This window comes from Paenibacillus sp. DCT19 (assembly GCF_003268635.1).
Classification (GTDB): domain Bacteria; phylum Bacillota; class Bacilli; order Paenibacillales; family Paenibacillaceae; genus Paenibacillus.
The window spans coordinates 2,202,179-2,221,750 of the sequence record NZ_CP029639.1 but is presented as its reverse complement, the minus strand read 5'-3'; the positions used below and the strand labels follow the sequence as shown (position 1 = coordinate 2,221,750).

Here is a 19,572-nt window from a genome sequence, read left to right as displayed (position 1 = left end):
AAAAACTCGCAAAGCGGTTGGCTCTGCGAGTTCGTTTGGTGACAGGAACGTCTAGAAATCCTTTGGCTGCTTGTGATTCTGGATTGAGTTCAACCTTCTCTTCTCCTCGGCGAACATTTCTTCCGCCAATTCTACGCCTTGACCACCAAGGGAACGCTCCGCTTGACGCATCGCCTGTTCGGTGTGAGCCAAACGACGACTTGCCTGTTCAATGGTTTGTTCTGTTGGATGAGACATTGCTTGAGAAACAGCATAGTGAAGTTTGTTCACCGCATTCTGCGCCTGAGATACGGTTGTACCCGCCTGCAAACTGGAATCATAACGCTTCGGCATAATTATTCCTCCTTGGGATCATGTTCCTGTTACCTCTATAGGATGGTTAACCCAAGGCTCCCTTATTCTCTTTTTCTCAGGCACATGCAAAAAGGGATACACTTTTTCTTTTGTCTTAAGACAAACAATCTTTTTAAACGTAGAAATACCGTAACTTTATACTTATTCATTCCGTTATTGACAATAAGTCGCCTTAGGAGGAGGAATCACTTTTGCGTAAATGGCTTATGTTGCTCATCTTCGTATGTCTTGTGGGTCTAATGACTGCCTGCAATCGGGCAGGGTATGAGATCACCGGATATACAGCTTCATCCATTAATGCCCAATTTCCCGTTCCAGCCAATGCTAAACAAATTAAACTAACAACGAATTCAGGAAATCCGAACGTCAATGTAGCTGTTACATATGAACTGAAAAATATAGGCGGAGAACAAGGTCTCTATCCTCCATCCGATTACTTTCAGAAACTAGCCGAAGAAGGCTGGAGCGAAATCGAAAACGAACGATTAGGACATGTGCATTTTTTGCAAAAAGAAGATCGTGTGATTGCTCTTGAGATCCGTGAAGACACCTTCGAAATACACGAAATGAAGCCGGACTTCAAGTTTAAACAAAAATAAGAGAGGCCAGTGGCCTCTCTCTAACAAGCATATTATGCTCGCATAATTATACATCGTTTATTTGACGAACTTCGCTACTTTTGCCAGCACTTCTTCTTCTGAAGGAGCACTGATGTACCGACCGTTAATGAAAACGAAGGCACGTTTCGCACAAGGACCACAATAGGATTTACATCCAATCTTGATCTCTGTGTCTGGAGCCATTTTCTCCAGCTTAGGCACGATTGATTTCAACCGAATGTGGTTACATTTTTCGCATACGCGGATATCGTTAGCCATGATTTCCCCTTCTTCAAGTTCCTAGTGATCGCCGTGATTGCCTTTGGATGGATTCGTAATAACGAAGCCTTCTTGAGGAAGATACAGGTAATCGATTTTCACGCCATCCAGCAACGGTTGATCATTCTCGATAATGACATCGATGTCTTTATCCGTAGATACCACAGTGTCATTCTCTTTTGGCGTATCCAGATCAAGTCCATAGTGAGCATGATCCCCGTGTGCATGTGTAATTACAACACGCAATTTTTTGCCTTCGTTCTCAGGCTTGTCCAATTCAAGTTTCAATACTTTAGCAGCATTGCGAGTGATTTTGCAGTTCATGTGCTTCATCTCCTATATCGTAATTGCTGGTTACAACAATTTCAGCATTCTTAAACTCCAGCATCTATTGTAAAGAAAGTTTTGGCTCTTCGCAATAACAATGATTCTAGACAGGTGCTAGAATGATCTATTTTTCATATTTTTATGATGGTGTACTGGACGGAAGCACTGGATATTTACGTTCAGCACGGCTTACAAACCAGTTCATCAATATAAGTGTGACCCCAATGTCATCAATTGGCATGAACGGCATCACATCAGGTAGAACCCAGTATAATAACGCAGGAATAATAAATAACAACTTTTCACGTAAAGGAATTTCTGATGCCCGTAATAGACGCGGTAGCCTTCTAAACACTTCCGACCATCGTTTAAATGACAACAACCTTCTCCACTTCATACGATCCCTCCTCATGCTGACTATTTATTACAGGTGAAAACTCTGACACAATGGCTATTCCTTCGATCCGAAGCCATTGACCGAAGGAACAACGAATGCCAAAAAGCGGACTTTTTTCGGAAATTAACTCTATAGCAAACTTAGCAAACAGGCCAAGTAACGACACCTGTGTCTGTTATACGAACGGTACAACCTTATCGTTTCACTTCCTGTCGGCTCAATCACTAGTTTCATAGGATAGCAGCTCTGCCAGCAACATACCAACCTCTACACAAATATCATTAAATTGCTCTACGGGTAGTGGATTGACTCCAAGGCCAACTTCTACTGTAAAACCAGGCTTGCGGTACTCCTGGATGAACCAGTCCTTATACCCCGCATCACTACCACCTAATTTTACAGCCTTGTATCCGGATACCTTCGCGAGCCTTCTGGACAACGGCGCACTCTCTCTAGGCTCCAAATCCCGATAGTTCCAGTAGATCTCTTGCCCTTGGCTATGCAAGGATACAACCACATCGAACTCATGTTGCTCCGTCCACTCAGCTAGAGCCAGCGCCTCCGGCTCAGATAATGGAGCCGTTCCTGCATAATCACGAGGGCCAGGTGACGTGATTCCCCTTCTCGCCGCCTCTTCCTCCCAGTGAGCTGGAAATTGATCATTCAGATCAACCCCCTTATGTTTGCTTTCCAATGAGTAAAGTGAGCTCGATCTGCGTTCCAAGCGAGCAGTTGTTCAGCGTGTGGATGTTGGTTCACAACACCTTCCTGCACCAATTCAACGCCATCTGGATTAACCATTGGAACCACCCACAGTGTCGTTTCCTTCATCCAACGCTGAGGATCAAAACGGTGCCACGGCGTATGAGTCCTGTAGGCTCTAGCATACTCTTCAATAAAACGCATCACAACAGCTGTGGTTAGCCATTCATTGGCATGTACAGAAGCATTGACATGGATATGTCTCGAACCTTGACCAATTCGTAAATAATGCAAAGGTTTACCCATCACGCTTGTGCCGATCGAACCTGTCTCCACAAAGGGATAATGGTTGCTCAGTAATGCAATATCCCGATGTAATTCACGGAAGCCATACTCTCCCTTCAACCTGACAATAGTTTTTCCTCCGAATTCAGGAATATGAATGCACCGACCACACCAATCAATCACGTTGGCGATTTCAGGATTGTCTTGACGTAATTCATCTTCGCTCAGACCAAAACGAGCTGCAATTGTACTTACTTGCTCACCTGGTTGAACCGCATATCTTCGCCCAGTGCCGGGCAAGATTCGTAACATCTGTCCAGCCAGCAAATAAGGCTGAGACGCCGCTTCCGGATTTAGTCCAGCAAGCAGTTCGTTCGTCATGTGATGTGCTGACGCAATACGAGCCAACGTGTCTCCAGGCTGAACAATGATCCACTGTATTTCCATGGGCAATCTCCTTTCTCTGAGCCAGATCTATTCCTCTTGCTTCTACTCTCACGACTGCTGTTCTCCCTCTATGTCCTGATCATGTTATATGTATGCTCACCCGCTCGTCCGTCATGTGACATGTTTCGCAGTCTTCTTCACCGCTCCATAGATGACAAAAATCCCAGAGCCATCGGCCTCTGGGATGAATAAGAAACTATATTTGGTCATGTAAATATGATTACACTGAAAATAATCAGGATAATTGCGTGACCTGCCATACAACAGGCGTTTTTGAGATTTGTTCACCGAGCCATTGCCTTGTAATATTTTGGAACATACGCGGATCCCCTGTACAGAAAAATTGATGTACTGGAGTTTCATCTCCACTCGCCAATTTCCGTTTATCATACAAAATCGTGCTGATTTCCCTCGCCGTCTCATCTGCCGAACTGATGAGCTTCACTTCCTGTCCCATCACTTCCTGAATCGTATCCATCAAGAATGGATAATGGGTACAGCCTAGAATGAGACAATCAATCGGCTGTTGCCTGATCTGACTTAAGGAATGCTCTACCGTCAATGTCGTCTGTTCAGAACGGAATTCACCTTGCTCGACTAATGGTACAAGTGCCGGGCAAGCCTGACTGACTACATCAATATAGGGTGACAGTTGTTTAAGTGCGGAGGTATAAGCACCGCTTCCAATCGTCCCTACAGTGCCAATGACACCAATGCGCCCTGTGCGTGTAGCTGTAATAGCGGCACGCGCTCCTGGATGAATGACGCCGATCACTGGAACATTCACTTTCGCCCGAATATAGTCGAGCGCTGCTGCTGTAGCCGTATTACAGGCAATAACAATAACCTTCGGGTCAAATTGGATTAAGAAATCTACGATTTGTTCCGTGAATTGTTTAACTTGTTCGGACGAACGGGGTCCGTACGGTGTCCGGGCAGTATCTCCAAAATAAATGACCTTTTCCCGCGGGAGTTGACGCATCACTTCCTTAGCGACCGTTAATCCCCTACACCTGAGTCTAATATAGCGATTGCTTGCTGCACGAACACACCGCTTCCTTCTTCATTGAATTGGTTCTGATATCTAATAAAGTTCCATTGCTTTCTTCCTACCGTATGACATTTCAGGCAAAAAGGTACCACCATCTTACCCGATTTTATCACTGGGTTCAAATAAAAACCCCACAGTGCACCTCTCTCGCGATTAGCGCACACAACAAAGCAGGCTCTCCTCCATCTTCATGAGGAAAGCCTGCTGCTTATGTCAAGCGTGGCTTAATTATCGTCCTTAGAATCATCTGTAGTCAATTTAGCTACGACGTCGCTGTCCGCTTCATTTGCGACGATGTCACTGTCAGACTGAATTGGAGCATTCGAATCTGTAATAACAGCAGAAACCCGTAACTCCTTACCGTCTGCACAGTTGCGCCATGATTGAATGTCCTGGATGACAACGTCAGCTGTTTCTTTCACTTTGGTTACGATCTGACTGCTCTGCTCGCCAACTTTGACAGCCAACTCCTGACCTTTCTCCGTCACCTGACGTGCACCTTCGGAAATATCCTGACGAAGCTCACGTCCGGATTTTGGTGCCAGCAATAACGCGGTTACCGAACCAACAACTGAGCCGATTAATGCGCCCCACAATAAACTTTTGTTTGAATCCTTCACGCAACATCTCTCCTCTTCTTCGAGTTAAGTCCGGTTTACAACCACTGGTGTCGTGACTGAGTAACCGGGCGAATGCCTACTCTGTTGATGCAGTATAGTCAGCAAGGGCTTGACCTGACACACCTCAGTTCAAAAAAACTTTCATGGTCATACTCTTACCGTCATGCTTAACGGTTATGCTGAGCTGGCTCCAACGGAGAATTTTCAACAGTATCCCCGGGATCAAGATCAATGACATAACGTCCTGGAGCAATCAGTGCGGCCTGATGTTCACATCGCCAGCGTCTTCCTCCTGAGGAACCGAGCGTTTGTCCATCCTGTAGCACATCACCTTGATCGAATATGTAGTATGCTGCTCCAAGCAAGGTTTGAGCCACTGTATCTGGGTCAAGACCAGTGAAATGACATTGGACATCAGGAACCCCGAGCGCGGACAGTCCAACCGTATCCATCACAAGTTCACGCAGTTCTTCTGTTCCACCAGCTTGGTACATTCTAACGTTCATCGCAGCGTAAAGATGCTCTTCACGCTCCTGTGATAGCTTGTACGCTGTTGGCTCAACAAGTTTATCACTGCCGTACCAATACATTGCCTCACACGGCAAGACCTCAAGCACTGCCTGCAACATCTTCTGAAATAGCCCTAAACGCTGTTTGCGTGGCATAGCTGCAGTAAACATATCATGAATCCTAATCGAATACTTAGCTTCACGCACAACCTGCTCCGCCTCTGTCCAATGCCAGGCTTGTTGAAGTGCACCTGCAAAGCGCGAGAGATCCTTCACATCAGAGGCAGCCAGCATACAGGTTTGTGCCGGGATGTCCCCTTCCTGAAATGAAACCTTATAATCCAGATGGTAGAAAACCAGCATTTCTGCAGTTGCCTCAGCTACAGCACTTGTCCCATCCTGCGGATTCGTTTCTTGCGTTTGCTTGTCCCGATTCGTGTCTGCAGTTTGTTGCTTCACATTCACTCGAACTTGTCCCGTATAACGACTTAATGCTTCCTGCAAACGAACATGATCAATTACCGGTAACTTGTTAAACAACAACTCCACCATATAAACCGGATGAAATCCGGACGGCGCATTCTGTTTGTCATTTTCTTTATATTGTTCATTCTGAATATCTGTCATGCTGCTTCCCCTCATTCCTTACTCTGTCCCTCGATCTGCCTGATTCGTAAAAGGATCGAGTTCTCGATCTACATAAGCGCTCACTTGGTCTGCAAAGCGTTCAAGTATTTCGGGTAGGTCCGAACTCAGTGGATGCAGTTCTGCTCGATTCCAACTGAAATAATCTTGTACGAGTGGTTTCCGCAAAGAAACGAGCTGACGAAGCACCTCGTATATCGAGGAGTCAAATACCTTCTCTTCATGATTAATCTCGATAATATCATCATAGCTGCTTGCATCTCTCATAATAAAACCATCGATGAGATAACTTCCTACATCGGTGACGATCTCAATCGCCAGATGCAGACAACGTTCTTGCACTAATCCCATCATAAGACCGCCATCCCAGGCTTGTGTTGAAAGTCGTAGCCCCTCAGCTACTTCCGGTACCGCAGCAAGCCGATGGGCAATCTGCTCTCTATTTACGTAATACAATACATTTCACTTCCTGTTCAGTGAATTATCGGTTCCGTTTGCCTCTTCGTTTCAACCAAAATATCATCACAGGACAAGCGATCAGGAACACGATAAAAATATATAAAAATTCCATAACGTCTCTTAAATCGCTCATACCCGCTCTCCTTTAACCGCTCTTAGAATGAGATACCTAAATTAAAATTCGTAGTCAACAGCAATTGATTGTTCTCTAACCTCATTCATGTATTTAATTACTTCTTGATGCAGTGGATGTACCTGGTAGGCTTGTAGATCATCAAGAGATGCAAATTCCGCAGTTAGTGAAATGTCAAAAGATCTGTCTGAGCGAAGCACATCTACACCTACATCAAGCGATACAAGAACATCGATTTTACCTTGCAAATTGCGAAGCACATTGGCAGCTTCTTCAATGCGTTCTGGTGAACGATCTTTCATTTTGAACAGGACAATATGTTTAATCATCGAACAAACACCTCGTTTGTGAATTATTAGTGGAATAAATGTTTTTTCATGTATTCAAAATATATCATAACGTCATCTATTACGAAAGGATACTTGAAAACGTTCTCTAGATGAACGAGTCAAATAAAGCAGTACACGATCTAGCAATGTTTACTTTGTGGATTGATCTTCTTTGGGTTCATCGGCGGAATCGACAGGTTTATCCTGCTTCTCTTGCTCCGGTTTGGGCTCCTGGTTATCTGTGTTGCGAGGCTTCGCCCACTCCTTATCAGACAACTCTTCCTGTTTCTTAAGTATAGCAATAGCCTGTCTAAGTTTGTTCGGTAATGGAAGACCAATCTTGGCATAGTTTTCAGTAATCGAGATCAGTTCATTCACTAGATAAAAGTATATCGCGCCGCCTTTAATAATATCCGTTCCCATCAAAAGATCGATCCGATGCGCTAATAGAATAACCGTTAGCATCAAACCCTTTCGTGCAAGCCCCAGAATCCAATATTACTGTTTAACCCTGTCCCTGTTCTCACGGCGGCTGCGAGACCCGTTATATAATCGACAGCCATCGCAATCGCAAGCAGACTAAGCAATTGATCCCATCCTCCAAAAGCAAACGTCACGAACGCTCCCGAAATTGCAGCAAGTGTATTAACGGCTGGATACACGTTTCCCACCTCTCTCCCCTGTAGTCATCCTACAAGATATGTAAGAATACGAGATTTTGACAAGCCAACCACCTAGTTAAACTTGCGGATTTCCATTTCAGATTTGTGCACATTGCTGAAACAAGTCATTAACGAAAATCCAATAATCTTGGGGAAATAAGGTAAATAAACCGCACCGCATCAACAAAATACAGGAAAAAGTAAAATAGTCTTATAAATAGTTCTTAAGAATCACTTTATTATTCAATACACTCCATTTGTTCTCGTAAATTTAGTGAATCATTGTAATCTAGGAATATACTAGGATGCAATTTGCACACCCACTAGTTCGTAACTCCTCCTTCCAGACCAACTCTTTCTCCTCTCAAAATCGATTCAGTTCAACAGACACTTGAAAGTACCCCAACTCTTATTGTAGTATTTGGTTAAAAAAATCGGAGGAAATATGCCTAATCAACCAGAACAACATTCCATCCAGGCGTGGTCTCTGATCAACCGTAAATATTTGGGAAAAGGCGTCCGTGTTAAACGGTTCCGCAAACCGACACGCTGTCAAATCCGCAACCGTGTTCTTCTAGCTGTGCTGATGGCCAATGATATTAAGTTGTCCCAGCTCGCCGAAGACTTGTCCATCTCTTCACGCAGTGTAAGCGCGTGGGTGTATGAAGGGCGGATACCCGGCAGTACGAATTTGGACAAGGCTTGTCAATTACTTGGATATCCACGACACATTCTTTTTAATGAAGAGGTTGTGCGCCAAAGTCCAGTTATTTGTCAACCCGAGCCTTCCCGTTTCATGAAGCGTACGGTGACCCGTTCTCCGGTAAGTAACCGTATCTTGACAGGCTTGTGTATGGTCCATGATTTGTCGGTGACAGATGTCAGCCACTGGATCGGGGTTCACCCCGGCACTTTCCGCAAATGGCTGCATCAGGGAACGCTGCCTTCTGCCGCGTTTCAAGAACAAGCGGAGCAATTTTTCCGCATTCCGAAGACCATTTTGTTCGCAGATGTCATCTTGAAAGAACGTCACAATAACTAAAATTAGCGAGCAACCAAAAGGCTCTGTTATTCCTTAAGGAATACAGAGCCTTTTTAACATGTTTTCCTGTTCTGGATAGATCCGTTGTATAGATTCACTGGAAAATCCACACAATACCCTAACAACTCTCAAAACACAGGTGATCAAATGAAATTAGATAAGGATATTGGTATTTCTCTCGGATTTTTAGCAGGAACGACATTTGGCAGTGGTGTCGCATTTCTCTTTCGTCTCCAAAGCTATGGTGTCATGGGTAGTGTCGCAATCTTCGGAATGATTGGAGCCATTGCCGGACTAGTCATCGCCAAGTCTAGGCATCGTATGAATGGCTGAAAAGGCTGAATTCAGCCTCATAACATAGAAAGACCCGATCATTGCTTCATCGCAATGATCGGGTCTTTCTATCAACTTAGATGCGGTCGAGAGGACTCGAACCTCCACGGGGGGTTAGCCCACACGGACCTGAACCGTGCGCGTCTGCCAATTCCGCCACGACCGCATAATATGTATCTTTTCATCATCAATGAAAAGCAATCGGACGAACAACAAGATGTTGTGCCGTAATGTAGAGTATACATGTTATGGAAGTAGAATGCAATACGTTTTCATTTGGCTAGTTATTGGGACATATGTCCTTTTTTAAATGAATAGAATCTCCTATCGTTAAGACAGAATTAGCTCGTACAATTCATTCCAATCCATCCATTAATGATATGGGCATTCATAATTACGACGAAGGAGAGAGTCACGTTGAATCCAATAAAGCTTTGTTTTATCGGTGCAGGATTTCATGCATCTACTAATATCTATCCTTCTGCTATTGAAGCCGGAGCCGTTATCCAAGGCATTGCAACCCGGAGTTTGGAGCGTTCTCAGGCCGCTCTTCTTCGCTTCGGCAGCATGGGACAGGCTTATGACGATGTACAACTTATGCTTGAGCATGAGGACTGTGACGGTGTTGTTGTCGTGGCACAACCAGAGGATCAAGTCGCTTTAGCGCTGGCGTGTATCCGCGCAGGCAAAAACTTCTATGTGGACAAACCACTGGGATGGAATGCTGCAGAAGCCAAGATGGTTTCGGACGCAGCCGATGAAGCAGGTGTACTGCTTATGGTTGGGTTTATGAAACGTTATGCCCCGTGTATCTGAAATTAAAAGAATTGATCGATGGCGAGAATCTAGGGAAAGTGCGGTCATTCCAGATGAAATTCGCTGTCGATAGCACTCCCTTCTGCAAAGATGAAGAGCAGTTCATCAAACTCGCCGCTATTCATATGGTAGATCTGATGCGGTTCCTCTTCGGTGAAATGGTACAGGTTACGGGTACAACGTTCAGGGATGGCGAGCACATCAATCAGAGTATTTCCTTCCTGTTTGATAACGGAATCGTAGGCAGTGCATATTTTGCCGGCATGAGTGCATGGTCACGTGAAAGTGAACACGTACTAGTAACTTTCGACAACGGATTTGCGTCAGCAGATGAACTTGCTAAACTTACGATCCATTCCTCTCAGACCTTCGACAATCTGCCTTGGAAATCTCTAGCGGAGCAGGATATCGTGTACACCCCTTCTGCTTCTCCCATGTCCGGTGCCTATCGAGACCTTTATTTAAGAGGGTTTGTCGGTGAGATGGAGCACTTTGTGGAATGCTGCCGCAATTATTCTCAGCCACGTTCTAATGGTCAAGATAATATTAAAACCATGGACTTATGTGACGCGATCCTTGTTGCATTAAAATAACGTTTATACGCTATTCATTAAGGACAAAACAATGAAAAACCAATATCAACTAAGAGCTAACTTTTCAATAAACCTCGATGTTTCGCATTGCGATCTTCGAGGTTTATTCGACTTTTTTTCTACGTTTTATTGGGGAGCATTTCATTCTCTTAATATCATCATAGGGTTTATAATGTGTCATAACCATGATATGCTGTCATTAGAAGTATACAGTCTATTTAAGGTTGTAGTATCAATATAGATACTGCATCGTCAACCTTGAATCGGAGGTGCAATCCATGAAACAGAATTCCGCTAACCTTTGTCCCAAGCCATATGGCTGTTCTGTAGAAGTCACACTTAGTGTCATTGGGGGAAAGTGGAAAGGCGCTATTTTATATCACCTGTTCTCAGGCTCATTACGATTTAATGAGTTACGCAAATTATTCCCTGATATCACACAGCGAATGCTCACCTTACAGTTAAGAGAGCTCGAAAATAGCGGTATCGTACACCGAGAAGTATATCCTCAAGTCCCCCTAAAGTGGAGTACTCGTTAACTCCCTTTGGTGAAACACTACAACCGATTATTTACAGCATGCGAGACTGGGGAGAACAATACACGAACGAAGTTATCGCCAAATCACAGCAAGCGGAATAACGAAGAAGCTGCTCCGTATATACGAAGCAGCTTCTTTTATTTGCATTATTTCTCTACGGATTGAATAGTGATCGTCCGATTCCGTCCTTCTTCTTTGGCCTGATATAAAGCCGTGTCCGCCAAATGAAATAACTCCATCGACGCCGCAGAATGAATAGGATATTCCGCTATACCTGCCGATATTGTGACAGTCCGATCGATAGGCATTGCACTATTCTCTACACTGGAACGAATATATTCAGCCACCTGGTAAGCAGTACTGGAGTTCGTTTGTCGCAGCAGCACAACGAACTCCTCTCCTCCGAAGCGGGAGCATACATCCTGAGGTCGTACCGCCTGTCGGATCAGATCAGCAATATGCTTCAAAACGATGTCCCCTGTATGGTGCCCATAAGTATCGTTAATCGACTTAAATCGGTCTATATCGATAACGATAAGTGAAAAAGGAATCTCCTCATCGATCCAATGCTGAATGACCTCTTCAAATGTTCTGCGATTCGTCATGCCTGTTAGTACATCCGTTCTAGCGTCGTACGTCAGCTGATCCGTCTGCTTGCGAAAGCTCGCAAGTGCACCGAGTACAGCTTGTGTAAGCAGATCCGCCTCACGATTCCAGTGTGGCTTCATCACAGGTAAGTCCACTTTGCCTTGATCCACCCGGTTAACCAAATCTGCAAGAATGACGAAAGGGCTGGCCAATTTACGAGCAACACGAATGACAATCAAAGTCAGAACCACAAAAGGAACTGATGTATAGATCAGCAACATGCGAATATGATGACTAAGCTGGTCGAATACAATCTTGGTTGGCGAAACTACTACCACTCCCCAGCCCGTAGTCGGAACTTTAGTATAACCCGCAAGTGAGTCGAGACCTGACAGATTCTTGTATCGTTCTTTCCCTTGTTGATCATCTAACAACTTATGTACAACCGTATTGTTACTGATATTCTCACCAATCCGCTCCGTATCGGGGTGAAATAGAAGTGTGCCCTTCGAGTCCACGATAAAGAAATAGGAGCCGTTGCTGGATTTCAACTGACTTCCAAACGAATGACTTAAAATGTTGCCCTCTTGCAAATAAATACTTCCACTCACATAACCTTCAAAAGTTCGATCCGAACCAAAGATCGGTTGACTCAGAAATACAATTCTGCGCTGGCCAATTGGCGTGACATAAGGCTCCGATACATATGGCGTTCTGGCGTGTAATGCATTCTTAGCTGCCGTAGAGCTGATATGTTGACCCAGTCTGGCTCCCATTGGCGAGACACCTCGAACAAGTCCCGTTTCATCCACAAACGTCAACGAGTTGAAGTAGTTACTGCTGCCCCGAATCAGATCAAGTGTCTCTCCGATTTTAGCAGTGTCCGTATAATCTACATCCGAGAACGATTGCGCTGCATACTCCAGGCTGCTTTGCATCGATTGAAACAACGAATCAAGCGTCTGACTCATCTGTGTAGCACTAGAATAATTACTAGCCAGTGTGTTATCAATTAGCGACTGTTTCTGAGATGTATAAAAAGAAATAAATATGATGGTTAGCGTCATTAGAACAGCAATGGTAACAAGCCCACCCAATAAGGCCGTCAGGCTAATTTTCTTCACATTTCTTATTTTATTTCTCCATGTTGCTACTTTGTTCTGTGCGGTCATTATTACTTCCCCCGGTTTTTCTTGAAAAGACATATGTCTACCATTCTATACGAATGATGTTAAGAAGAAATAAAAAGTTTGTGAAGAAATTACAATAACTCACGAATGAGTGACAATTTAATGAACCCAATCCAATCATTGAATGGATCATGCGGCTTCAATCTAATCCTGAATCACGTATCCTTCTCCCAGTTCCTGTTCAACAAATCCCGCCATGTGTCTGGCCTGAAAGGCAATTGGCTGATCACTAGCTACGAGGATTCTGTTCTGCTGCTCGTCTTCTGTCTCAACTGGCAATGCAAATGAACGAGTATACTCAAATAACTCACATAAGGTTGTATGGATTGCATTCACGAGCCTATCATTGCCTGCACGGCCAAATACATTCATTATGACCATACCCTCTGCACTTAACTTCATCTTAACAATCTCAAAAAAAGAAATGGAGATGAGTTGTTTGGGAGTTCCTTCAGATGTAAAAGCATCAACAATGATATAATCATATGCTCCAGAACGCTCCTGCTGCAACAATTCTCGTCCATCACCTACACTTACTTGATCCCCCTCATAACCAAAGAACGTCCGACTAATCTCTACCACTTCTTCATCAAGCTCTGCTACCTTCACCTGCTTACCCGACAAATATGAAGGCAACGTACCAATCCCGTGTCCAATGATATACACTGATTCATAGCTAGATGCATTATGTTCCATCAGGTGAACCATAGCTCTTGGATATTCCAGCACTATTCGTGCAGGCTGATCAAGATCCATTGCCCCCTGTACAGCTTCGTTGGAGAACTCCAGCACTCGAAAATGTCCTTGCTCTTCATATAGACGCTTCGTGTCGTAGACCTTCAGCTCATGTTGTTCACTTTTATTGCGATACAAAACTCTCACCACATATCCACCCTTCCATTACCTATAAAATACTTATTATAGATCAAATCACGATAACGCACGAATCCAGTAAACTAAAAGACAAAAAAACACCGCTCGGATAAGCTCCGGTAACGGTGTTTTAGCGCCTACATGAACCTTAAGCTTCATTTTGTCCAATGGCTTCGTGTAATGCCTGCACATATGCAACGCCCAGATTAGACAAGGAGGTACTTTTGTGACTAATCCAACCCACATTGATTGTCTCTTCGCACTCTAACGGAACTGGAATAATCTCATTACCATTTAAGTCCGCACTAAGCACACCCGTCGAGATCGTATATCCATTCAAGCCAATCAACAAATTGAACAACGTAGCACGGTCATTAACCTGTATGCTTTTTGGATGAGATAACGTGCTCAGAATCTCCTCTGAAAAATGGAATGAATTGTACTCGCCTTGGTCGAATGACAGATAGGGGTAGTCCTGAAGCTGTTCAATCGCAACGGAGGATTGCTTCGCAAGCGGGTTCTGCACACTGATGAAGATATGTGGTTTCGCAGTAAACAGGCTCGTAAATACGAGACCTGCATCCTTCAACAGTTTATTAATGACCTTCGCATTGAACTCATTCAAATAGAGAATACCAATTTCACTGCGAAGACTTTTGACATCCTGAATGATCTCGTATGTTTTCGTTTCCCGTAACGCTAGTTCATACTCCTCCTGACCATATTGCTGAACCAGATGAACAAATGCGTTCACAGCGAATGCGTAGTGCTGAGTGGATACAGAAAAATGCTGTGGAGAGGGCTTCGCATTAAGATAACGATTCTCCAGCAATTCCGCCTGCTCCACGACTTGGCGCGCATAACTTAGAAATTCGACGCCTTCTTTGGATAATGAGATGCCTTTATTGGTTCGTTCAAAGATCGTAATTCGCAGTTCCTGTTCCAGGTCACGGATCGCATTCGATAGACTTGGCTGTGATATAAACAAGCGTTTGGCCGCTTCGTTCATGGAGCCACGCGTGGCTACCTCAATCACATATTTTAATTGTTGAAGTGTCAACGCTTCACCCCTCTCTTTCTAATTCAAACGGCAGAGCAATACTCTCCTCTTCCCAATGCATCAGATTCCAAGGACTGTCTGGTCGCTCAAATAAATGTTCAATCAGAGAGAAGTGCTCTAAGGCGCCATCCTCATCGAACTCCTCTGACCAATATTGACGGCCAATGATATATGCGAGTGCAAATTCTGTCCAGCTTGAATACGCCCGTTGAATCCGCTGCGCCATTTCAAACATAAATGCCCAGGCCATTTCCTCATCCATATAACCGATCTGCATTGCCATTCGAGTAATCGATATCGCTCTGCCCCAATCCCAAGCGCTGACTCCTGCTGTATTCAGGCGGCTGTCATAGAATTGTATCACTCTAAATTGTGCAGCGCGCTTCTCATCAATTATGCCACCAATATAATTTTCCTGCTCCTCGTAGTTCATGACAGATAGCAATGCTCGATCTTGGTCAAAGTCAGCCCCGTGCCCCCTGTTCTCACGGAAACTTTCCACTTGCCTGCGAAATGATTCTTCATCTCGACTGCTCCATGCTCGATCAAGCATTTCGGTGATCCCTTCTCTTTTTCCCTCTAACAAATCAATGTCGTATCCTGCAGCGAATTCCAAATGGTTCGCTTCTAGCAAAATGGCGCCTGCTGCCAATGTCCACTGCTGTCTTGTATCAAGCAAAGAATGCATCGTTGAATACCTCCACGTTATAATACGGTCTAAGCTCTTCATCATTCAAAAGATCCGGGAATTGCAGAGGCTCCGTTTGCTTCAGTCCACCCTGGAATAGATTGAATTTCAGCTTGTTGAACCAGGCTCCACGCTGACTCAGACGTTCTTCAATATCCTGAAGACGTGCAATATAATCCGCATGATGCGGTCGATCCGTTACAGCCTCTTGCGCATAAGCAAGCGCTTGTTCTCCTTGTCCAAGATGCATATAGGTTAGGCTCAGCAAACTACAGGTATCCCCTCGCAAACCAAATTCGTATGCACGAGTGAGCATTTTTCGAGCAACATCGTATTTACGTGCCTCATACAAGTGTAAGCCACCATAAAAGTAGCTGTAACCGTCGAACTTAGTAGTTTCTACCGTTTTATAATAATGCACGATTGCATGATCAAACTCTTCCCAACGTTTCTGTTCCGCTAAAATGCGGAGCATCTGCAGGAGTGCCCACGGATTCTGAGGCTCCTGATGTTGGATCTTTCGAAGCCATATCGCAGCTTCATCAAATTTACGGTCTGCAAGCAGGCAAACCGCAATCATTTTCTGAAGATAAAGACTCTCTGGGATATCATGATGAAATTCAATGAAGAAATCATGGGCAATGCTCCAGTTTTTCCTCGCAAATTGTAAATCTGCCGCTGCACCAAGAGCTTCACTTCGATAAGAAGTGTCTCCCGTTTCCAAATATTGATCAATCGTAGACAGCATTAAGTCAATCTTTCCCTGCCTTCTATAGGCATTGAATAAATGATACAACGTGCTTGGATAAGTTTCGATATTCAGACAGGCTTCGAAACACGCCTCAGCTTCCTCGAACTTGTCAACATTCATATATGAAACTCCAAGATAATGATACAGGCTAGCGCTCACATCAAATTCATGCCTATAAGACTCAAAACAAGATATAGCATGATCATACTGTTCTAAGTGATAGTAACTGAACGCTAACCCATAATCGTAGCCTGCGCCACCCTTGATTGATTTTGCCTGTAAATAATTCGTGATAGACACTTCATACTGCTCCACCATACGATAGGCCTCACCGAGATGAAAATAGATTTCCGGCTCCTCTGGCATGTATTCTTTCAGAGTTAAACCGTCAGGAATCATCTCCTCATAGCGATCAAGATTATAATTGATCTTTGTTCGCAAATACAAAGCTTCCTTATGGACAACAGCTTGCGCATTAGCAATTTGTATAGCCTGATTGAGATACGTTAGAGCAAGATTAAGATCCGTAGCATATGCAGCTCGAGCAGCCAGGAACCAAGCATTACTACTCAACTTCACCTCGGAGCCAAACTGAGTAAACATCGATAAAACCTTATCTGATTGTTTGCGTTCAAGGTAAAGCTCAATTAACTCCTCAACCTGCTCCGTTACAGAGAAACGGTTATCTTGAAGCTCAGCTTCCAAATTTGCAATGCGTTCTAGCTCATATTCATTTCGAACCAGCCATAGACGAGTTCGCAGCTCCAGATCCGCCGGGAAGCGTTCTAACGCTGCTTGATATACATTGATAACCTCACGATGGCGCCCTAATAGAATCAGGCATTGTGCTGCAGATGATAATGCAGGACTGTAGATTGCCGGCTCAGCGGCCTCGGATAATTGCATGTTTACAGATAATGCTTCTTCCGTGTGCCCACTCTTCAGTAACATGTCTGCCAAGAGGCGCAGAATCTGCAAATCATTAGGGAATGTGACAGCCAGTCTAGAATACATATGGAGTGCAGTCTCCCAGTCCTCTACATTGATCGAATATCTTCCAATTAAGCGTAACAATACGGGATCTTGTTCGTACAGTTCGTATGCTCTGCCCAGCATTTCATGCGCAATATTCAAGTCTTGATGGATAAGTGCCCGCCTTGCATATTCACGGAGATATAGATATTCATCTACCTGTAGCCCCTCTGCAACTGCCTGTTGCAAGTGTTCGAGCTGCAAGTCGTAAGGGCTATGACACTGGTAATAAACATGACTGAGGAACGACGAGGAAAATCGCTCAGTTAACTGAAATTCATTTTCTGTCCATTCAAACGTCTCATCCAGTAGCCTCCATACCGAGATTGGCAGCCAGCTACGTTCACTCAGTACCATTAACAATTCCGTGTGCAAAATTTCCCGAATCTGAATGCTCCAGAATTGCTCATCTTCCACTAGCTCCAACCATAGATCGTAGCGAAGTCTTGAATCGAAATCTTCGTAAAGCGTGATCGTTCGATCAATGAATTGATGCACCGCTTCCACCAAGGAATCTTCCTGCTTCACATTGCCATGTGAATGGTTTTCCGTATGTATATTTTGCTGTGAATGTGCTTCATTTGGTGTCGTTAAATCTACATGATCTCTATGTTCATGTTCTAAATATGTATCTGTTGTTGCAGCAATCATACCCGTAGATGCAATCTTTCTCGCCAGCTCATAAGCTGCCCGCAGCTCCTTGAAGCCTTCTGGATTGTCTTCTGGATGATTGTGTTTTAATTGCGCCGTGTACGCCTTCCTAATTGCAATCAAATCTTCGGTAGGTTCTATGCCAAGTATGCCCCAGTAATCCATGATGTTGTTCCCTTCTGTTCTAGAATTCTTGTCCGTCTACAATCTACTTGCTACATACGATCTAAACCTTGCTCGAGTCCCTTCTTAATATATCACATTTGGGGTAAACTCTACTTTTTTTACGGAGGTCAGTGTCTCAATTCTTATACTCATGTCCTACATAATCAACAAGCTCTCCTTCATAGGTGTAAGAAAGACATGGTGAGCAGATGAATATGAGGTTCTTAGCGTTTCATTTCCATGTGCTTACTTCAAGGAGGGATTGTACGTGATGAACAAAGGAACACCGAAGCATGGTAAGCCATTCATTGTACCTCAGCCGATACGAAAAGATGGCGCAGGCGGGCCGGATCTGGGGCCGCGCGATGTTGTGCGAGACCTGCAGAATCCGGATATGCTCGTACCTCCATCTACAGATAACGGATTGTTACCTAATCTGAGAATGTCTTTCTCCGATACACATATGCAGTTGAATCATGGCGGTTGGTCACGTGAGATCACGGTTCGGGATCTTCCTATTGCAACTACACTTGCAGGAGTAAATATGAGTCTTACCCCTGGAGGAGTAAGGGAACTGCATTGGCATCAACAATCGGAGTGGGCTTATATGATTCTAGGCACCGCACGGATTACATCGGTTGATCAGAACGGGCGCAACTTTATCGCTGATGTTGGTCCAGGCGATCTATGGTTCTTTCCTAAGGGTGTACCTCATTCCATTCAGGGACTGGATGAGGGCTGTGAATTTTTACTCGTATTCGATGATGGAGCCTTCTCAGATCTCAACACATTATCCATTTCCGATTGGTTTGCACACACACCGCCTGATGTATTGTCTCTTAATTTCGGTGTACCTGAAGCCGCATTTGAAGGCATGCCAGCAGAACAGGTGTACATTTTTCAAGATCAGGTTCCCGGTTCTCTCGCAAGTCAGGAAGTTCAGTCACCTTATGGCACCGTTCCTCTGTCCTTCAAACATCGCTTGTTATCTCAGACACCGATCATCACTCCTGGAGGAAGTGTACGTATCGTGGATTCGAGCAACTTCCCGATCTCCACGACGGTAGCTGCCGCACTTGTTGAGATTAAGCCTGGAGGCATGCGTGAGCTTCATTGGCATCCTAATGCAGATGAATGGCAGTATTATTTGACCGGACAAGGACGAATGACGGTTTTTGCAGGCAATGGTATTGCTCGAACATTTGACTATCGGGCTGGCGATGTAGGGTATGTTCCTGTAGCCATGGGGCATTATATCCAAAATACGGGTAAGGACACACTATGGTTTTTGGAGATTTTCAGAAGTGATCGTTTCGAAGATATTTCGCTTAATCAATGGATGGCCTTAACCCCGCGGGAACTGGTGCGTGATAATCTGAATGCGTCTGCTGAACTGCTCGATGCTTTACGTAAACAGAAATGGCCTGTCGTCTAAACGATCATATTATTTTTA

At 44.3% G+C, this 19,572-nt stretch carries 17 protein-coding genes, 1 tRNA gene and 5 pseudogenes; 6 read left to right on the top strand and 17 right to left on the bottom strand.

Annotated elements, in window-relative coordinates; translation table 11 throughout:
* Window positions 1–51: 51 nt before the first annotated feature.
* Window positions 52–333, bottom strand: a complete 282-nt coding sequence (locus DMB88_RS10020) for a hypothetical protein (RefSeq protein WP_128101235.1) — start codon at window positions 331–333, stop codon at window positions 52–54.
* A gap of 212 nt (window positions 334–545) precedes the next feature.
* Here DMB88_RS10020 and DMB88_RS10015 point away from each other — a divergent pair, with 212 nt between their 5' ends.
* Complete coding sequence (locus DMB88_RS10015; RefSeq protein ID WP_128101234.1) at window positions 546–953, top strand: hypothetical protein; 408 nt, start codon at window positions 546–548, stop codon at window positions 951–953.
* Between the two features lie 57 nt (window positions 954–1,010).
* Here the strand turns inward: DMB88_RS10015 and DMB88_RS10010 are convergent, their stop codons facing one another.
* The 10 genes and pseudogenes from DMB88_RS10010 to DMB88_RS09965 form a co-directional block, all read right to left on the bottom strand.
* Window positions 1,011–1,232, bottom strand: coding sequence for a YuzB family protein (locus DMB88_RS10010; RefSeq protein ID WP_056695355.1), 222 nt, complete (start codon window positions 1,230–1,232; stop codon window positions 1,011–1,013).
* Between the two features lie 21 nt (window positions 1,233–1,253).
* Window positions 1,254–1,556, bottom strand: a complete 303-nt coding sequence (locus tag DMB88_RS10005; protein ID WP_056695357.1) for a hypothetical protein — start codon at window positions 1,554–1,556, stop codon at window positions 1,254–1,256.
* Between the two features lie 142 nt (window positions 1,557–1,698).
* Entirely contained in the window at window positions 1,699–1,956 is a 258-nt protein-coding gene (locus tag DMB88_RS10000; protein ID WP_128101233.1) for a hypothetical protein, read from the bottom strand.
* A gap of 217 nt (window positions 1,957–2,173) precedes the next feature.
* Window positions 2,174–3,384: pseudogene (locus tag DMB88_RS09995) on the bottom strand (M14 family metallopeptidase).
* A gap of 241 nt (window positions 3,385–3,625) precedes the next feature.
* Window positions 3,626–4,434, bottom strand: a pseudogene (gene racE, locus DMB88_RS09990) (glutamate racemase).
* 231 nt (window positions 4,435–4,665) lie between these two features.
* Window positions 4,666–5,061 carry a YtxH domain-containing protein gene (locus DMB88_RS09985; RefSeq protein ID WP_128101232.1) on the bottom strand — a complete coding sequence of 132 codons (396 nt, stop codon included), beginning with the start codon at window positions 5,059–5,061 and terminating at the stop codon, window positions 4,666–4,668.
* 167 nt (window positions 5,062–5,228) lie between these two features.
* Window positions 5,229–6,197, bottom strand: a complete 969-nt coding sequence (locus tag DMB88_RS09980) for a DUF4261 domain-containing protein (protein WP_164848663.1) — start codon at window positions 6,195–6,197, stop codon at window positions 5,229–5,231.
* Between the two features lie 18 nt (window positions 6,198–6,215).
* On the bottom strand, window positions 6,216–6,671 hold the full coding sequence (locus DMB88_RS09975) for a DUF86 domain-containing protein (RefSeq protein WP_128101230.1): 456 nt from the start codon (window positions 6,669–6,671) through the stop codon (window positions 6,216–6,218).
* A gap of 177 nt (window positions 6,672–6,848) precedes the next feature.
* On the bottom strand, window positions 6,849–7,136 hold the full coding sequence (locus tag DMB88_RS09970; RefSeq protein WP_128101229.1) for a Dabb family protein: 288 nt from the start codon (window positions 7,134–7,136) through the stop codon (window positions 6,849–6,851).
* 279 nt (window positions 7,137–7,415) lie between these two features.
* A pseudogene (locus DMB88_RS09965) lies at window positions 7,416–7,807 on the bottom strand (holin family protein); the annotation flags it as partial.
* A gap of 436 nt (window positions 7,808–8,243) precedes the next feature.
* On the opposite strand from DMB88_RS09965, the gene DMB88_RS09960 reads away from it, so the two are divergent.
* Together DMB88_RS09960 and DMB88_RS09955 are read left to right on the top strand one after the other, a co-directional pair.
* Window positions 8,244–8,840 carry a helix-turn-helix domain-containing protein gene (locus tag DMB88_RS09960; RefSeq protein WP_128101228.1) on the top strand — a complete coding sequence of 199 codons (597 nt, stop codon included), beginning with the start codon at window positions 8,244–8,246 and terminating at the stop codon, window positions 8,838–8,840.
* 147 nt (window positions 8,841–8,987) lie between these two features.
* The gene (locus DMB88_RS09955; protein ID WP_128101227.1) at window positions 8,988–9,173 is read left to right on the top strand and encodes a hypothetical protein; all 186 of its coding nucleotides are present in this window, start codon (window positions 8,988–8,990) and stop codon (window positions 9,171–9,173) included.
* A gap of 81 nt (window positions 9,174–9,254) precedes the next feature.
* Here the strand turns inward: DMB88_RS09955 and DMB88_RS09950 are convergent.
* Window positions 9,255–9,339: transfer RNA gene (locus DMB88_RS09950), tRNA-Leu, on the bottom strand.
* A 251-nt stretch (window positions 9,340–9,590) separates the two neighbouring features.
* Here DMB88_RS09950 and DMB88_RS09945 point away from each other — a divergent pair.
* Together DMB88_RS09945 and DMB88_RS09940 are read left to right on the top strand one after the other, a co-directional pair.
* Window positions 9,591–10,582: pseudogene (locus DMB88_RS09945) on the top strand (Gfo/Idh/MocA family protein).
* A 278-nt stretch (window positions 10,583–10,860) separates the two neighbouring features.
* Window positions 10,861–11,222, top strand: a pseudogene (locus DMB88_RS09940) (winged helix-turn-helix transcriptional regulator).
* A gap of 45 nt (window positions 11,223–11,267) precedes the next feature.
* Here DMB88_RS09940 and DMB88_RS09935 read toward each other — a convergent pair.
* The 5 genes from DMB88_RS09935 to DMB88_RS09915 all read right to left on the bottom strand — a co-directional run bounded on the left by DMB88_RS09935 (window position 11,268) and on the right by DMB88_RS09915 (window position 18,119).
* Window positions 11,268–12,881 carry a sensor domain-containing diguanylate cyclase gene (locus DMB88_RS09935; RefSeq protein ID WP_128101226.1) on the bottom strand — a complete coding sequence of 538 codons (1,614 nt, stop codon included), beginning with the start codon at window positions 12,879–12,881 and terminating at the stop codon, window positions 11,268–11,270.
* Between the two features lie 162 nt (window positions 12,882–13,043).
* Window positions 13,044–13,781, bottom strand: a complete 738-nt coding sequence (locus DMB88_RS09930; protein ID WP_128104393.1) for a spermidine synthase — start codon at window positions 13,779–13,781, stop codon at window positions 13,044–13,046.
* 139 nt (window positions 13,782–13,920) lie between these two features.
* Window positions 13,921–14,832 carry a LysR family transcriptional regulator gene (locus DMB88_RS09925; RefSeq protein ID WP_128101225.1) on the bottom strand — a complete coding sequence of 304 codons (912 nt, stop codon included), beginning with the start codon at window positions 14,830–14,832 and terminating at the stop codon, window positions 13,921–13,923.
* 4 nt (window positions 14,833–14,836) lie between these two features.
* The gene (locus DMB88_RS09920) at window positions 14,837–15,520 is read right to left on the bottom strand and encodes a DUF1266 domain-containing protein (protein WP_164848662.1); all 684 of its coding nucleotides are present in this window, start codon (window positions 15,518–15,520) and stop codon (window positions 14,837–14,839) included.
* A complete protein-coding gene (locus DMB88_RS09915; RefSeq protein WP_128101223.1) occupies window positions 15,504–18,119 on the bottom strand; it encodes a J domain-containing protein in 2,616 nt (871 codons plus the stop codon). The genes DMB88_RS09920 and DMB88_RS09915 overlap by 17 nt, the downstream gene beginning before the upstream one ends.
* A gap of 271 nt (window positions 18,120–18,390) precedes the next feature.
* Between DMB88_RS09915 and DMB88_RS09910 the strand changes: the two genes are divergently transcribed.
* Complete coding sequence (locus DMB88_RS09910; RefSeq protein WP_128104392.1) at window positions 18,391–19,554, top strand: oxalate decarboxylase family bicupin; 1,164 nt, start codon at window positions 18,391–18,393, stop codon at window positions 19,552–19,554.
* Window positions 19,555–19,572: the final 18 nt, after the last annotated feature.

Bases quoted from the DNA above. Each gene is read 5' to 3' on its own strand.
- DMB88_RS10020 (WP_128101235.1), bottom strand. From the start codon at position 333: ATGCCGAAGCGTTATGATTCCAGTTTGCAGGCGGGTACAACCGTATCT.
- DMB88_RS10010 (WP_056695355.1), bottom strand. From the start codon at position 1,232: ATGGCTAACGATATCCGCGTATGCGAAAAATGTAACCACATTCGGTTG.
- DMB88_RS10005 (WP_056695357.1), bottom strand. From the start codon at position 1,556: ATGAACTGCAAAATCACTCGCAATGCTGCTAAAGTATTGAAACTTGAA.
- DMB88_RS10000 (WP_128101233.1), bottom strand. From the start codon at position 1,956: ATGAAGTGGAGAAGGTTGTTGTCATTTAAACGATGGTCGGAAGTGTTT.
- DMB88_RS09980 (WP_164848663.1), bottom strand. From the start codon at position 6,197: ATGACAGATATTCAGAATGAACAATATAAAGAAAATGACAAACAGAAT.
- DMB88_RS09970 (WP_128101229.1), bottom strand. From the start codon at position 7,136: ATGATTAAACATATTGTCCTGTTCAAAATGAAAGATCGTTCACCAGAA.
- DMB88_RS09960 (WP_128101228.1), top strand. From the start codon at position 8,244: ATGCCTAATCAACCAGAACAACATTCCATCCAGGCGTGGTCTCTGATC.
- DMB88_RS09955 (WP_128101227.1), top strand. From the start codon at position 8,988: ATGAAATTAGATAAGGATATTGGTATTTCTCTCGGATTTTTAGCAGGA.
- DMB88_RS09935 (WP_128101226.1), bottom strand. From the start codon at position 12,881: ATGACCGCACAGAACAAAGTAGCAACATGGAGAAATAAAATAAGAAAT.
- DMB88_RS09920 (WP_164848662.1), bottom strand. From the start codon at position 15,520: ATGCATTCTTTGCTTGATACAAGACAGCAGTGGACATTGGCAGCAGGC.
- DMB88_RS09915 (WP_128101223.1), bottom strand. From the start codon at position 18,119: ATGGATTACTGGGGCATACTTGGCATAGAACCTACCGAAGATTTGATT.
- DMB88_RS09910 (WP_128104392.1), top strand. From the start codon at position 18,391: ATGAACAAAGGAACACCGAAGCATGGTAAGCCATTCATTGTACCTCAG.